The organism is Ornithinicoccus hortensis (assembly GCF_006716185.1).
GTDB classification, from domain to species: Bacteria; Actinomycetota; Actinomycetes; order Actinomycetales; family Dermatophilaceae; genus Ornithinicoccus; species Ornithinicoccus hortensis.
Genome location: NZ_VFOP01000001.1, coordinates 467,576 through 481,211, shown reverse-complemented (window position 1 = coordinate 481,211; position 13,636 = coordinate 467,576). Strand labels below are relative to the sequence as shown.

The window sequence follows — 13,636 nt, the reverse complement described above, 5'->3', positions numbered from 1 at the left end:
CATCACCAGGAGAGACCGGGCGGTATCCACACGCCTGTGCACAACCTGTGCACGATCGTCCCCAACGTTGTGCACAGGGGGTCCACAGGTCCGTCCACAGGGCTGCTTGGCCGGGGCCGCGCGGACGCCTACTCTGGGGCGAATCCCCTCACCGAGCGAGTGCGGACCCGGCTGTGGACGGCCGGCCCGCGGGCTCTGTCGGTGGGGGATGGTTGTGTTCAGACGCAGAGAGATGGAGGGCTGGATGTCGCTCAGCGAGCTGGACCACGGGATGTATTCCGAGGTGCCCGACGGGCCGCCCGACGAGCGGGTGCCGCCCCAAGACCTGGCTGCCGAGCAGAGCGCCCTCGGCAGCATGATGCTGTCCAAGGACGCCATCGCCGACTGCGCCGAGCTGGTCAAGCCCAGCGACTTCTACCGGCCCAACCACGAGACCATCCACGACGCTATCGTCGACCTCTACTCCCGGGGTGAGCCGGTCGACGCGATCACGGTCAGCGACGAGCTGAGCAAGCGCGGCGACCTGGCACGGGTGGGCGGCACGGCCTACCTGCACCAACTGATCGCCGCCGTCCCGACCGCGGCGAACGCCAGCTACTACGCCGAGATCGTGGCCGAGCGGGCCGTCCTGCGCCGCCTGGTCGAGGCCGGCACCCGCATCGTCCAGATGGGCTACGGCCAGGGCGGGGGCGATGTCGAGGACATCGTCAACCAGGCCCAGGCAGAGGTCTACGGCGTCGCCGACAAGCGGGGCGGTGAGGACTACACGATCCTGGCCGAACTGCTCGAGCCGACGATGGACGAGATCGAGCACGCCGCCGGCAGCTCCGGGGAGATGACCGGGGTGCCCACCGGGTTCACCGACCTGGACGAGCTGACCAACGGTTTGCACGGCGGGCAGATGATCATCGTCGCGGCCAGACCTGCCGTCGGCAAATCGACCTTCGCACTAGACATCGCCCGCTCCGCGTCCATCAAGCACAACATGGCCACCGTCGTCTTCAACCTGGAGATGGGCCGCACCGAGATGACGATGCGCCTGCTGTCCGCGGAGGCGAAGATCCCGCTGCAGCACATGCGCAAGGGCACCCTGCAGGACTCGGACTGGCAGCGCATCGCCGAGACCCAGGGGCGGATCCACGGTGCGCCGCTGTTCATCGATGACAGCCCCAACATGTCCTTGATGGAGATCCGGGCCAAGTGCCGGCGCCTCAAGCAGAAGCACAACCTGAAGCTGGTCATCATCGACTACCTGCAGCTGATGAGTTCGGGCAAGCGGGTGGAGTCCCGCCAGCAGGAGGTCTCCGAGTTCTCCCGTGCACTGAAGCTGCTCGCCAAGGAGCTCGAGGTCCCGGTCATCGCGCTGTCGCAGCTGAACCGTGGTCCCGAGCAGCGCACCGACAAGAAGCCGCAGATGAGCGACCTTCGCGAAAGTGGATCGATCGAACAGGATGCTGACGTCGTGATCCTGCTTCACCGTGAGTCGCTGTATGAGCGGGAGTCACCGCGCGAAGGTGAGGCTGACGTGATCGTGGCCAAGCACCGTAACGGTCCCACGGACACGATCACGGTGGCGTTCCAGGGGCACTACAGCAGGTTCACGAACATGGCGAACAACTTCTGATTGCTGTCGAGATGCAGCGAAGCGTGCACAACTACACGCGGTCTATCTTGCGCAGAGCGGGCTCCCGCGGGAGCCCGCGCAAACTGCGCTGTTCACCAGATCGGCAGTGGCAGGACAGACGGCGGATTAGCGCGCAGGCTCGGACGTGCCGGGCGACTCGTGTCGGCTGGCGACCAGCACGTAACCCTCGTTTTCGGGCTCGTAGGTGGTGGACTGCACGGTGAGACCGCAGCTGTGCAGTTGCGCAACGAGGTCGTCATACCGGTATGGCCATATAGACAACCGCTCCGAGCAGGCTCGCACTCCTCCATCGTGCTTGATCTCGGCGATCACGATCTCAAGGAAGTGTTCCTGCCCCCATTGCGGCTGGATCTGCCAGTAGTAGCTGACAACCGCGCTGCGGCCATCCCGGGTGATGAGTCGATCTCGGACGTCTACCCGCGAGCCGGCTGAGCGGACGCGTTCCCAGTTTCGTGACGTGAGCACGATACGTCCGCCCGGGGTCAATAGCCGTGCCATCGCTTCCAGCGCTGTTGAGCGCCCGGCTGCACCCTCGGCGTGCCCGAGCGAGTTGCCGACGCAGAACACCACATCGAACGTGGAGTCCTCCAGGTGATCGGGCAGTTCGTCCCAACTCGCACGAAGGGCACGAAGCGAGACACCGTGTTCGCTCGCGAGCTGTTGGGTTCGGCGGACCATCCCATCGCTGGCGTCCGTCGCGACGACGTCAAGGCCGAGACTCGCTAGCCCGACGGCGAGTTGGCCGGTTCCACACGCGCAGTCGAGGACGCGCACGTGTGGCGGTACCGCGCTCCCGAGGTCGCTGCAGTACACAGCGGCAGAGTCGGCGGGGGTCAACTTGTCATCCCCGATAAGCCACTCGTACACGTCGACAAGGGCTCCATAACCAGTCACCGCGACCACCTCCAGCACTCTACGAACGACAGCCCGCGCCTCCCGACTCCCACGTTTGCCTCACGGTGAAGCGGGCCGCCTCAGCGCAGCCTCAGGCAGGGATCCAACCACTCGGGGATACGGAGACTCCACTGGTTATCGGGCAATTGTCGAGATGCACTCAAGACTTGTCGCAGTGCAGCCAAGGACACGAACTGCGCTGGCGAGCATGGACCTGAACGGATCTTGCCTCGACGACGCACCCCTTTGCTGTATTGCTTTCCCAGCACGGTTGTGCCCGCGACTGCGGTTACTGCCCAGTGGATATGCCGACGCCGGGTAGGTCGTTGAAGCGTGCCTTGACGTCGAGGGAGACGACGCGGCGCCCGGTCTGCCGTGCGTGCGCAGCGATGATGAGGTCGTGGGCGCCACGAGGTTTACCTGAGCGACGAACGTGGTCGAGTAGCGCGGCGTGCTCCGCCGCGGTCGATCGCGTGTACGGCAGCACCTCGATCGTCTCCTCGACGTCCTGGATGAATTGCTCACGCGTCTGCCGCCTGGCCGTGTCCGCCGCCAGGGCGCCATGCCGCAGTTCGGCGAGCGTGACCGCAGCGATGGCGATGTCGTCAGACTCGGAGATCCCGGTGACGCGCTCTCCGTGGCGGTCGAGCTGGATAAGGGCGTTGGTGTCGAGGATCAGGCGTGCCATGGGTCTGCTGTGTCCACGGTGAGAAGGGGGTTTGCGCTCGTAGCCTCGGCAGCGAAATCGTCGTCGAGCGGCAGACGTCCGGCGCGGCGAGCGAGGAAGCCTGCGACGGTGCGCGTAGTCGCCGGCACGATACGAGCTACTACCCGACCGTCACGCTCGACGGTGTACTCCTCGCCGTCATACTCGACGCGGTCGAGCAGCGTGGAGAATCCCCGGGATGCGTCTCGTGCGCTGATTGTGGTCATGACACCAATCCTACCCCTGTGTCAGACAAGTCAGACCAGGCGCGGCGAATCGAAGGTGGTGGGCGTGATGGCGGTGCTGTCCGTGCACCTGCTCGCCGGTGCCGACCTCCAGCGCGGATACGGCATACCCGAGGTCGCGGGGGCCGTCGTCACCGTCGCTCCATCTCTGGCGGCGCAACCTGTTGCTCAGCCTCGTCACCGGAACAGGCACCTACCTCGTGCTGACCAACCTGGTGTGGCCGGGCTGATCCGAACCATCGGTCGACTGCCTGCTTCAACGACGACGCCGACGACAGCGCTGGCCCCCGTGAACCGGACCCGGCGTGCTGCTCAGCCCAGGGCGGTAGGGCCCGCCCACCGGACCTCACCGTCGACGACGATCTCGGTGGGAGTCAGGCCGAGACGCTCCGCCGTGCGCTCGGAGGAACCGTGCCCCGGGTGGATGTGGGCCACCGCGGTGTCGACGCCCTCGTGCGCCAGGTCGTCGAGCAGCAGCCGCGCGGCCCGAGCGGCATACCCGTGTCCCTGCCAGGGCCGGCCGATCACCCAGGCGACCTCGGCCGGTCCGCCATCACGGGGAACCGTGGCCTGGACGTAGCCGATGGGCTGGTGGCCGAGGACGACGACCGAGTTGATCCACCGTTCGCTCCCGTCCGCGGAGCCACCCCTGGTCTGGACGGCGTAACGGCGCGCCAGGTCGTCGTGGGTGGGTGGCTCGCCGCCGGTGAACTCGTAGAGCGAGGGGTCGGCCAGGACGGTCGTCATGACCGCGGCGTCAGCGACGGCCAGCGGGCGCAGCGAGAGAGGTTCGGTCACGAGGCAAGTGGATCAGCAGACGCTGTCGCAGACAAGCGCACCTTCTACGTCATCGGCCCCGACCCGGCAGGTCAGGTCAGGGCTGCTCCCGGTCGTCGGCCGGGTGGGCCGATGCGGGTGCCGGCAGGCGTCCGTCGCCGTAGGTCGCACGGACGTCGCTGACGACGATGCGGTAGCCGTCGTACCACCGGTCCACCTGCTCCTTGGCCTCGCGGTGGGTCGGGAACCTGCCCAGCTGCGCCACCGACTTCCGGTCGGTGAAGTAGTACATGGCGTTGACCACGTCACCCTCGGGGGAGAGCCACTTCTCGACCCGGTCGAAACCCGGGAGGCTGCGGGCATAGGCGTCGATCTCCGCGTCGAGGCGGTGGAAGTCGTCGTCGTAGGTGCCGGGTTTGAAGATGAACTGGCAGCAGATCACTGGTCGTCCTGAGGTGGGTCGGAGGGTGGGGTGGGGTTGATGAGTCGGCTGGCGATCTCGACGTCAGGGCCCAGGCGGGCCAGTTGGGCGGCGAGGTCGTCCCCGGCAGTGGCGAGGGCCGCGTCGGACATGGGGGCCAACGCGTCGAGGATGAAGACGGCCGATGTCGTATGCGGGGTGAGCTGGGTGCGTCGGCACTGGCGCCAGTTCCACCGTCGGCACGTGACACCCGCAGCGTCGCACCAGACCACCTCGCCCGGCTCGGGGTGCTCGACGACGTCGGCACCATCCGCCGCCGTCTCGAAGGTCTCCGACCCGGCGGCGCGGAGCAGGCGCGGCGGGCCGGCGTATGCCCGGAGGTCCTCACCCCCGAGGGGCAGCTGGTGGATCACGCTGATCGCGTTGTAGATGTCGGTGAGGCGGTTGACGCGCGGCAGGCCCACCGCGGCCCGCCGGACGAGCGCCTCGAGGCTGTTGCGGGTCCGCTGTGGCTTGGCGCCGAAGGCGCGGTATGCGTCGCGCCATGCCGCGACGTGCGGGAGCTCCGCCACGTCGGTGTCGGCGAGGAGGTCATGGGCGACAGTCTCGGCCTGCTGCAGCAATCTCTCGCTCGTCCCGTCACCCGCCCCCGGCGTCAGGCCGTCGACGGCGAGCAGGAGCACCCGGTAGTCCGGGCGCAGCGCGGTCACGTCGGCGTGCACCTCGGCCGCGGCGAGGAAGTCGGTGAGGACGGGATGGTCAGTCATGGCGTTCCTCCGAGGTGATGGACGTCCCGACTCCGGGCTTGCACTGGCTGCTTGGGTGAACCCCCCCCCGGAAGCTCACGGACGCTGGGCGATCACCACCCATTCCCGGCCGGGCCGGTCCGGGGCGTCGCGGACATCGCGGATGGTGAAGCCCGCCTCGGCGAGGGTGCGTTCCAACTCCGGCATCGTCCGGAAGATCAACGTCGACTCGCTGGGCACGACCGTGCCGTCGGGCAGCGTGTTGTCGGAGCGGAAGGTGACATAGGGCTCCTCCACCCGGACCAGCTCGAACATGTCGCGCACCTCGCCGACGCCCTCGACCTGGTAGACCGAGGAGCCCCACCCGGCCCAGTCCTCCCAGGCGCGCCGCTCGGGGTTGCGCGTCTCGAAGACGAGGTGGCCGCCGGGGACGAGGACCTCGGAGACCGCGCGGAGCGTGCCCAGCCACTCCTCGTCGGTGAGGAAGACCTGTGCCACGTTGCCGGTCATCATGGCCACGTCGGCCGGCTGCGTCAGTCCGGGCAGGGCCTCGGCGGTGCCGTGCACCCACCGGACGTCTTCGGCACCGGCCTTGGCGCGGGCTACCTCGAGCATGGCGCCGGCGGGGTCCACGCCGGTGACGGTGTGTCCCCGGTCGGCGAGCAGGATCGCCAACACCCCCGTGCCGCAGCCGACGTCGATCACCGAGCGGGCGCCGAGCTCCTCGACGATAGCGATGTAGTGGTCCAGGTCGTCCCGCGTCCCCTCGGCCGTGTCGTAGATCGCGGCGGACACCGGGTTGTCGAACTCATTGGCCTGTTGCTGTTCGGTCACGGCCCCGATGGTCCATGACGCTCCCGGGTGGGGCAACCGATTTCCGCGCCCACGTCCCGGCCGCGCGGGGCGGTCCGCTCAGGGGGCTTCCAGGACGAAGAAGAGGAAGCATACGAAGGCGGTGCGCTCCTTCGCGTTGGCGGGCAGGAGGTCAACGGGGGTGTCGGGCGACCAGGGAGGCTCGCTCACGACGGCGATCCGGAAGCCGGCGCCGGTGAACGCGTCCGTCATGGCGTGCAGCGGGCGGTGCCAGTAGGTCAGGACGGCACTGACCCCGGCGAACTCGAACTCCTCGGAGTAGCGGGTCACGGCGAAGTAGTCGCGGCCGGGATAGTTGACCAGGTATGCCGCGGGGTGGGGGACCGAGACGACCAACCGTCCGCCGGGTCGCAGGACGCGCCGCAGCTCGGTCAACGGCGCCACCCAGTCGCGCAGGTAGTGCAGTGCCAGCGAGCAGACGGCGACGTCGAAGGCGTCGTCCTGGTAGGGGAGCGGCTCACCGAGGTCGGCAACCCTCAGGTCCACATCGTCGCCGAGGCGCTCGCGGGCCAGGGCCACCATGTCGGCGCTGAGGTCGAACCCGCTCACGGTCGCGCCCCCGTCACGCAGCGACGCGGCCAGCGGGCCGGACCCGCACCCGGCGTCCAGCACCCGGGCGCCCGCAACGTCGCCGGCCAGCTCGACCATGGCCGGTCGCGCGTACCAGGCATTGAGCAGGCTGGTCTCGTTGGCAGCCGCGTATGCCTGCGCGAAGGTGTCGTAGTCGGTCATGCCGGTCGCCTTCCGTGTCCGTCCCGTGCCAGGTCAGGTGGTGCCGGTCGCTCAGGTCAGCAGCCACCACCACACGGCGACACAGGTCAGGCCCATCAGCAGGATGTTCAACGGCGCCCCGACCTTGGCGAAGTCGGTGAACCGGTACAACCCGGTCCCGAACACCATCGTGTTGGTCTGGTAGCCGATCGGCGACAGGAAGCTGGTCGAGGCCGCGAAGATCACGACCAGGGCGACGGCCAGCACGTCGATGCCCAGGGAGTCCGCCAGGGCCACGGCTACCGGGATCGCGATGACCACCGTGGCGTTGTTGCTGACCAGCTCGGTCAGGATCGTCGTCGCCAGGTAGAGGGCGAGCAGGACCACCAGCGGGTGCCACCCGGACGCCGCGTCGCTGAGCAGGCTGGCGGCACCGTCGGCGGCGCCGGACTTGGTCAGCGCGATGCCCAGCGGGATCATCCCGGCGAGCAGGAAGATCACGTCCCACGAGACGCTCGGATACATGTCCTCCTTGCGGAGCACCCCGGTGAGGACCATCACGACCACGCCGACCAGGGCGCTGACCACGATGGGCAGCGGCGTCAGCGCGGCGACCCCGACGACGCCGGCGAGCACCGACCCGGCGATCCACATCTGCCGGGTGCCGAAGTCGTTGTCGAACTCGTCGAGCAGGATGATCTCCGGCCGCCGCCGCAGCCGCTCCAGGCTGCGGGTCGGGACCTGGACCAGCACGATCTCACCCACGTGCAACCGCTCCTCGGCCAGCCGGTCCGCGCGGGGGCGCGCCATCTCCACCCCGACCAGGCGGCCACCGACCCGGCCCGCGAGGTCCACGTCCCGAGCCGCCCGGCCGTTGAACCAGCGCCGGTCCTTGAGCAGGACCCGCACCAGGGTGCTGTCGTCGTCGGGGGTGATCCGCCGGCGGCTCACCAGGTCGGAGACCACCTGCACCGTCTCCGAGTCGGCCAGGTCCATCACCTGGATCGGCGTGGCGCGGACCAGCAGCACGTCCCCGGCCTCGACGGTGACCTCGTCCGGGTCCCGGTCCGCTCGCCCCGCGTCCTGCCCCGCTGCGGGCGCACCGCTCCGGGCGGGGGCAGCGTCCCGGCTCAGCCGCACTACGTCGACGCCGGCCCGTGCCTCGAACTCCGCCTCGGCGAGCGTCTGCCCCACCAGGTCGCTGTCGCCAGGCACCATCAGCTCGACCAGGAAGGTCTGCTCCCCGTCCTCGGCCCCGGCGCCCTCGTCCCGGGAGGGCAGCAGCAACCGCCCGACGGTGACGAAGTAGAGCAGCCCCACACCCAGCCCGAGCGCCCCGAGGGCACTGAACTCGAACATCCGCAGGTCACGGCCGAAGGCCTGCTCCTCACGCAGCAGGCTCGAGGCCAGGATGCTGGTGGAGGTGCCGATCAGCGTCAGCATCCCGCCCAGCTGCGCAAAGAAGCTCAGCGGCATCAGGATCCGGCTCGCCCGCAGACCGAGCCGTCGCGTCAGGTCGATCACCATGGGCATCGCCACCGCCACGGCCGCGGTGTTGTTGATGAAGCCGGACAACAGGCCGACGACGACACCGATCACGACGACCAGCCGCAGCTCGGAGGACCCGATGAGGGGCGCGAGGCGGTTGGCCACGACGTGGATCAGGCCGGACGCCTGCACCCCGGCCGACAACATGAACATCGCCAGGACGGTGACCGTGGCAGGGTTCGACAGCCCGGAGAGGCCTTCGGCGACCGTGGGGAAGGCCGACGGGAGGTCGATCCCCCGGTCCTGCAACCAGCTGGCCTGACCGACGAACGGGATGACCATCAGGACCAGGAGGACCAGGAGCGCCGTGATGTCGACCGGCAACCACTGCGTGGCGAAGAGGACCAGGGCGGCCACGACGACGGCGAGCACCAGCATGATCTCGACGGTCATCGGGCCCCTTCCGTTGCGTAGTTCGCCCCGCCGAGGGTAGAGGCCGCCCGTCCCCGGTGGCCAACGGGATCCTCTCCCGGCGCGGGCAACTCGCTCGACCCGGTGCCGGTCGGTTTGCGACGATGGCACGGCCGGTCGAGGAGAGGTGGGATCGCTGTGGGCGAGGCGTTCTATGCGGATGCGCAGGTGTACGACCTCCTGTTTCCGGGGGGAGGTCCGGCGGTCGACTTCTACCGCGCGCACGCCGACCGGCAGGGCGGGCGGGTGCTGGAACTCGGCTGCGGCACCGGCGGCAAGTTGATCCCCATCGCGGCCGACGGCCACCCGTGCGTCGGGCTGGACAACTCCGCGCAGATGCTCGCCGAGGCGGCCCGCAAGGCGCACGGGCAGGGGGTCGCGGTGGAGTGGGTGCAGGGCGACATGCGCGCCTTCGACCTGGGCCGCACCTTCGACCTCGTGACCATCCCGGCCAACTCCCTGCTGCACCTGCACGAGGCGCAGGACCTGGTGCGCTGTCTCCGCTCGGCGCGGGACCACCTGGCCCCTGGCGGGCGGGTGGTCTTCGACATCTTCAGCCCGAGCGTGCATCTGCTCGCCGGGGCCGACGGTATGCGTCGCGCCCGGGAGTCGTTGACGTTCACCGACCCCGTGCGCGGGACGGTGCGCGTCGAGGTCGCCGAGACCTACGACGCACGGGACCAGGTGACCCGTGGGACGTGGCACCTGTCGACCGATGCGGAGCCCGACTTCGCCGTCGTGCCGCTGGAGATCCGCAGCATCTTCCCGCAGGAACTGCTGCTGCTCCTGGAGCTCGGTGGCCTCCGGCTCCTCGATCGCTTCGGCGACTGGTCCGGTGGACCGTTCACCGCGCAGTCCCAGCTCCAGCTGTGCATCTGCGAGGCCGCCTGACGGGCCGGGGTGGCTACAGGTCGGTGGCCCACTCGCCGTAGAACAGCGCGAGGCCGACCGCGACCCCGATCCCGGCGATGATCCAGAACCGCGCGACGATGGTCACCTCGGCCCAGCCGACCAGCTCGAAGTGGTGGTGCAGCGGAGCCATCCGGAAGACCCGTCGCCGGGTCAGCTTGAAGCTCACCACCTGGATGATCACCGACAGGGTGATGATGACGAACAGGGCGCCGAGGATCGGCAGCAGCAACTGGGTGCGGGTCACGATCGCCATCCCGGCGAGGGCGGCCCCCAGCGACAGGGAGCCGGTGTCGCCCATGATGATCTGCGCGGGCGCCGCGTTCCACCACAGGAACCCGAAGCAGGCCCCGGCGACGGCGCACGCCACGATCGCCAGGTCCAGGCTGTCCCGCACCTCGTAGCACTTCGGGCCCGGCACCAGGTCGCAGCCCTGGTTGAACTGCCACAGGCTGATCAGCGTGTAGGCCCCGAACACCATCACCGAGGCACCGGTCGCCAGGCCGTCGAGGCCGTCGGTGATGTTGACCCCGTTGGAGGCGCCGGTGATCAGCAGGTTCGCCCACAGCAGGAACAGCACCACGCCCACCAGCGGGCCGGCGAAGGCGAGGTCGAGCCGGGTGTCGCGGACGAAGGAGACCGCGGTCGAGGCGACCGCCCGCCCCTGGCCGTCGGTCACCAGGAGCGCCGCGAGGGCGAAGACGACCGTGATCAGGCTCTGCCCGATGAGCTTCTGGACCGAGGTCAGGCCGAGGCTGCGCTCCTTGGAGATCTTGGTGTAGTCGTCGAGGAAGCCGATCAGCCCCAGGCCCACCAGCAGGAAGAGCACCAGCAGGGCGCCGAGCGTGGGTGCGGTGGCCTCCACCTCGACCAGCCCGGAGCCACCCAGCACCATCAGCACCGGCCGCGAGCCGAAGTAGCCCAGGAGCGTGGCGCCGATGATCACCGCCCCGCCCATCGTGGGCTTGCCCCGTTTGTGGTGGTGCTGGGTCAGGTCGTCCCGGATGAACTGGCCGTACTGCCGGCGGACCAGGAACCGGATGAACAGTGGCGTCCCGAGCAACGCCACCAGCATGGCGATCCCCCCTGCCAGCAAGACGTTGATCATCGGCCCCTCTTCCCGAAAGTCACCCTGTGGGGCGCCCCGACGGTAGGCGTCGCCTGGGTCACCCTAACCGGGCGGCCGGTCACGACCGACCGGGCAGCCGGCGGGAAGCGTGCGCGGGGGCGCGTCACGCCCTACTGTTCACGCATGGTGAATGCAGCGTTCGTCGCTCCCTACCTGCTGGAGGCCACCAGCCAGTTCGTCCTCGCGGCTGCGCGGCTGCCGGGCGTCCGCTTGGGGGTGATCACGGCCACTCCGCTGGAGCGACTCGATCCCGAGCTCCGGGAGGCGGTCGCCGGACACTGGGAGATCAGCGACGGCCTCGACCCCCAACAGATCACCGACGGCGTCCGCGGGCTGAGCGCCCAACTCGGCCCGGTCGAGCGCCTCATCGGCATCCTGGAGCAGCTCCAGGTGCCGCTGGCGCAGGTCCGGGACGCACTCGGCATACCGGGCATGGACGAGACCAGCGCCCGCAACGTGCGCGAGAAGTCCCGGATGAAGGACGTGCTGCGCGCGGCCGGCCTGCCCTGTGCCCGGCACCAGTTGGTGCACCACACCGACCAGGCCACCCGCTTCCTCGACCACGTCGGGTTCCCGCTCGTGGCCAAGCCGCCGGACGGGGCCGGCGCCAAGGCGACCTACCGGCTGGACACCCAGCAGGACTTCGACTCCTGGCTCCGGGCCGCGCAGGGCAGCCCGTCGGAGGCCTGGCTGCTGGAGGAGTACCTCACCGGTCGGGAGCACACCTTCGACTCGGTCACCCTGGGCGGGCAGACCCTGTGGTCCTCGGTGTCGGACTACGTGCCGCCGCCGCTGGAGGTGCTGCGCAACCCGTGGATGCAGTGGACCGTCGTGCTGCCGCAGGACGTCAGCGGTCCGGAGTACGCCGAGATCCACCGGGCCGGCCCCGCGGCGCTGCGGGCGCTGGGGGTCGAGACGGCGTTCTCCCACATGGAGTGGTTCGCCCGCCCCGACGGCTCGGTGGCCATCTCCGAGGTCGGCGCCCGGCCGCCCGGGGCCCAGCTGGCCTCGATGATCGGGTTCAGCCACGACGTCGACTTCTTCACCCTCTGGGCGCGGCTGGTCCTCAGGGACGAGTTTGACCGTCCCGACCGCGTCTACGCCAGCGGCACGGCATACCTGCGGGGGATGGGCCGCGGCCGGGTCCGGGCGGTGCACGGCCTGGAGGAGATCCGGCGCGACCTCGGGCAGCTGATCGTCTCGGCCCGGCTGCCGCAGCCCGGCCAGCCGGCGTCGAGCTCCTACGAGGGGGAGGGCTTCATCACCGTCCGACACCAGGACACCGGCGCGGTCCGCGAGGCGCTGGACCGGATCATCTCCGGGGTGCGCGTGGAACTCGTCGAGTCGGACTGAGAGGTATGCCGTGAACATCGTGATGCTGTCCCCGGGCTTTCCCTACGAGCAGGCCTTCTTCACCCGGGCGCTCGCCGAGACCGGCGCGCAGGTCATCGGGGTGGGCGACCAGCCCCGCAGCATGCTCCCGTCCGAGGCGCGGGGGAGCCTGGCCCACTACGAGCACGTCTCGCTCTCCGACGAGCGTGCCGTGCTGGCCGCCCTCAAGGGGCTGTCCCGGCACGTGCGGATCGACCGGGTCGAGTGCCTCTGGGAGCCGTATGTCGTGCTGGCGGCCCGGATCCGCGAGCACCTGGGCCTGCCCGGGATGAGCGTGGAGCACGCCACCTGGTTCCGCGACAAGGAGAAGATGAAGCAGGTGCTGGACGAGGCGGGGATCCGCACGCCCCGCCACGAGTCGGCCCGGGCCGGCGCGGAGGTGTGGGAGGCCGCCGAGCGGATCGGCTTCCCGCTGATCGTCAAGCCGATCGCCGGCGCCGGGTCGGCCGACACCTACCGGGTGGACTCGGCCGAGGAGCTCGCCGAGGTGCAGACGATGATCCGGCACGTCCCGCTGGTCAGCGTCGAGGAGTTCATCGACGGGGAGGAGTTCACCTACGACACGGTCTGCGGCAACGGCGAGGTGCTCTTCGAGAACGTCAGCTGGTACCTCCCGCGCCCGCTCCAGGCCCGCAGCCACGAGTGGATCAGCCCGGTGACCATGGTCCTGAGGGACAAGGAGGACCCGCGCTTGGCCGGCGGCATCGCGATGGGCCGCGAGGTGCTCAAGGCGCTCGACTTCACCGAGGGATTCACCCACATGGAGTGGTACCTCAAGGCCGACGGCGAGGTCGTCTTCGGCGAGATCGGGGCCCGTCCGCCGGGGGCCCGCACGGTCGACATCATGAACTATGCGACCGATGCCGACCTGTTTCGGACCTGGGCGCTGGCCATCACCACCGGCACCGCCCCGCCGCTGACGCACCGGTTCAACGCGGCCACCATGTTCAAGCGGGCCCAGGGCACCGGGCGGATCACCAGGGTGAGCGGGCTGGAGCGGCTGATGGCCGACCTCGGTCAGCACGTGTGCGTGCTCGACCTGCTCCCGGTCGGGGCCCCGCGCCGCGACTGGCGCGCCACCCTGCTGTCCGACGGGATGATCATCTACCGCCACCCGGACCTGGACGAGGCGCTGCGGATCGGCGACCGGTTCGCCCGGGAGCTGCAGCTCTACGCCGGGTGATCGCTCTCGGCGGGCCGGCAGCGTCCGGGCACGCCCACTGGTAGAC

At 69.6% G+C, this 13,636-nt stretch carries 14 protein-coding genes; 4 read left to right on the top strand and 10 right to left on the bottom strand.

The features are described from left to right. Positions 1-244: 244 nt before the first annotated feature. The gene (dnaB, locus tag FB467_RS02215) at positions 245-1,624 is read left to right on the top strand and encodes a replicative DNA helicase (protein ID WP_141783637.1); all 1,380 of its coding nucleotides are present in this window, start codon (positions 245-247) and stop codon (positions 1,622-1,624) included. 126 nt (positions 1,625-1,750) lie between these two features. Here the strand turns inward: dnaB and FB467_RS02210 are convergent, their stop codons facing one another. From FB467_RS02210 to FB467_RS02170, 9 genes are all read right to left on the bottom strand, one after another. Continuing rightward, a complete protein-coding gene (locus FB467_RS02210; RefSeq protein WP_211350534.1) occupies positions 1,751-2,548 on the bottom strand; it encodes a class I SAM-dependent methyltransferase in 798 nt (265 codons plus the stop codon). Between the two features lie 280 nt (positions 2,549-2,828). After that, positions 2,829-3,227 carry a type II toxin-antitoxin system VapC family toxin gene (locus FB467_RS02205; RefSeq protein ID WP_141783636.1) on the bottom strand — a complete coding sequence of 133 codons (399 nt, stop codon included), beginning with the start codon at positions 3,225-3,227 and terminating at the stop codon, positions 2,829-2,831. Further along, entirely contained in the window at positions 3,215-3,472 is a 258-nt protein-coding gene (locus tag FB467_RS02200; protein WP_141783635.1) for a type II toxin-antitoxin system Phd/YefM family antitoxin, read from the bottom strand. The genes FB467_RS02205 and FB467_RS02200 overlap by 13 nt, the downstream gene beginning before the upstream one ends. Positions 3,473-3,802: 330 nt before the next feature. Continuing rightward, a complete protein-coding gene (locus FB467_RS02195; RefSeq protein ID WP_228393357.1) occupies positions 3,803-4,288 on the bottom strand; it encodes a GNAT family N-acetyltransferase in 486 nt (161 codons plus the stop codon). A 76-nt stretch (positions 4,289-4,364) separates the two neighbouring features. Then, positions 4,365-4,709 carry an antibiotic biosynthesis monooxygenase gene (locus FB467_RS02190; protein WP_141783634.1) on the bottom strand — a complete coding sequence of 115 codons (345 nt, stop codon included), beginning with the start codon at positions 4,707-4,709 and terminating at the stop codon, positions 4,365-4,367. Further along, positions 4,706-5,455, bottom strand: a complete 750-nt coding sequence (locus FB467_RS02185) for a B3/B4 domain-containing protein (protein ID WP_141783633.1) — start codon at positions 5,453-5,455, stop codon at positions 4,706-4,708. The genes FB467_RS02190 and FB467_RS02185 overlap by 4 nt, the downstream gene beginning before the upstream one ends. 75 nt (positions 5,456-5,530) lie before the next feature. After that, on the bottom strand, positions 5,531-6,268 hold the full coding sequence (locus tag FB467_RS02180; protein ID WP_141783632.1) for a class I SAM-dependent methyltransferase: 738 nt from the start codon (positions 6,266-6,268) through the stop codon (positions 5,531-5,533). Positions 6,269-6,346: 78 nt separating this feature from the next. After that, the gene (locus tag FB467_RS02175; RefSeq protein ID WP_141783631.1) at positions 6,347-7,039 is read right to left on the bottom strand and encodes a class I SAM-dependent methyltransferase; all 693 of its coding nucleotides are present in this window, start codon (positions 7,037-7,039) and stop codon (positions 6,347-6,349) included. A 51-nt stretch (positions 7,040-7,090) separates the two neighbouring features. Then, positions 7,091-8,959, bottom strand: coding sequence for an SLC13 family permease (locus FB467_RS02170; RefSeq protein ID WP_141783630.1), 1,869 nt, complete (start codon positions 8,957-8,959; stop codon positions 7,091-7,093). Between the two features lie 186 nt (positions 8,960-9,145). Here FB467_RS02170 and FB467_RS02165 point away from each other — a divergent pair, with 186 nt between their 5' ends. Then, the gene (locus FB467_RS02165; protein ID WP_228393358.1) at positions 9,146-9,868 is read left to right on the top strand and encodes a class I SAM-dependent methyltransferase; all 723 of its coding nucleotides are present in this window, start codon (positions 9,146-9,148) and stop codon (positions 9,866-9,868) included. Positions 9,869-9,881: 13 nt separating this feature from the next. On the opposite strand, the gene mraY is transcribed toward FB467_RS02165, so the two are convergent. Beyond that, positions 9,882-10,994 (bottom strand): phospho-N-acetylmuramoyl-pentapeptide-transferase, encoded by a 1,113-nt coding sequence (gene mraY, locus FB467_RS02160; protein ID WP_141783628.1) that lies wholly within the window; start codon positions 10,992-10,994, stop codon positions 9,882-9,884. Positions 10,995-11,138: 144 nt separating this feature from the next. Here mraY and FB467_RS02155 point away from each other — a divergent pair, with 144 nt between their 5' ends. Together FB467_RS02155 and FB467_RS02150 are read left to right on the top strand one after the other, a co-directional pair. Further along, entirely contained in the window at positions 11,139-12,368 is a 1,230-nt protein-coding gene (locus FB467_RS02155; RefSeq protein WP_141783627.1) for a hypothetical protein, read from the top strand. 10 nt (positions 12,369-12,378) lie between these two features. After that, on the top strand, positions 12,379-13,590 hold the full coding sequence (locus FB467_RS02150) for an ATP-grasp domain-containing protein (RefSeq protein ID WP_141783626.1): 1,212 nt from the start codon (positions 12,379-12,381) through the stop codon (positions 13,588-13,590). Positions 13,591-13,636: the final 46 nt, after the last annotated feature.

Bases quoted from the DNA above. Each gene is read 5' to 3' on its own strand.
- FB467_RS02170 (WP_141783630.1), bottom strand. From the start codon at position 8,959: ATGACCGTCGAGATCATGCTGGTGCTCGCCGTCGTCGTGGCCGCCCTG.
- FB467_RS02155 (WP_141783627.1), top strand. From the start codon at position 11,139: ATGGTGAATGCAGCGTTCGTCGCTCCCTACCTGCTGGAGGCCACCAGC.
- FB467_RS02205 (WP_141783636.1), bottom strand. From the start codon at position 3,227: ATGGCACGCCTGATCCTCGACACCAACGCCCTTATCCAGCTCGACCGC.
- FB467_RS02175 (WP_141783631.1), bottom strand. From the start codon at position 7,039: ATGACCGACTACGACACCTTCGCGCAGGCATACGCGGCTGCCAACGAG.
- FB467_RS02200 (WP_141783635.1), bottom strand. From the start codon at position 3,472: ATGACCACAATCAGCGCACGAGACGCATCCCGGGGATTCTCCACGCTG.
- mraY (WP_141783628.1), bottom strand. From the start codon at position 10,994: ATGATCAACGTCTTGCTGGCAGGGGGGATCGCCATGCTGGTGGCGTTG.
- dnaB (WP_141783637.1), top strand. From the start codon at position 245: ATGTCGCTCAGCGAGCTGGACCACGGGATGTATTCCGAGGTGCCCGAC.
- FB467_RS02185 (WP_141783633.1), bottom strand. From the start codon at position 5,455: ATGACTGACCATCCCGTCCTCACCGACTTCCTCGCCGCGGCCGAGGTG.